At 68.8% G+C, this 304-nt stretch carries 1 protein-coding gene; it reads left to right on the forward strand.

What is annotated here, in order from left to right; genetic code table 11:
- Window positions 1-174 precede the first annotated feature (174 nt).
- A partial coding sequence (locus NE591_RS16425) for an RQC domain-containing protein (protein ID WP_256156960.1) occupies window positions 175-304 on the forward strand: 130 nt, incomplete at its 3' end.

The raw sequence follows: 304 nt of genomic DNA on the forward strand, positions 1-304 counted from the left end.
GGCGCAAACCTGCTTGACGGTGCTGCCTGCGCCCCAGACTCCCGCGATGGCCATGCCGCCTGCGACCCCACCCTCCGTAGGGGTGGATCTTGGTCCGCTCTCCCGACCGAGGAAAATTCTGCAAGCTCGTCGGCGAAGCGGTGCTGCTCGAACTGCGACGGGGAATTCGAGGCCGTGGATGTCACCGCCGAGGCTCGCGCCATCATGCGCTGCGTGCAGGCTCTGCGCGGCCGCTTCGGCAAGACGACGGTGGTGGACGTGCTGCGCGGCGCCGACACCGAGAATCTGCGCCAGTGGGGCCTGG

This window comes from Adlercreutzia sp. DFI.6.23 (assembly GCF_024462535.1).
Taxonomy (GTDB): Bacteria; Actinomycetota; Coriobacteriia; order Coriobacteriales; family Eggerthellaceae; genus Adlercreutzia; species Adlercreutzia rubneri.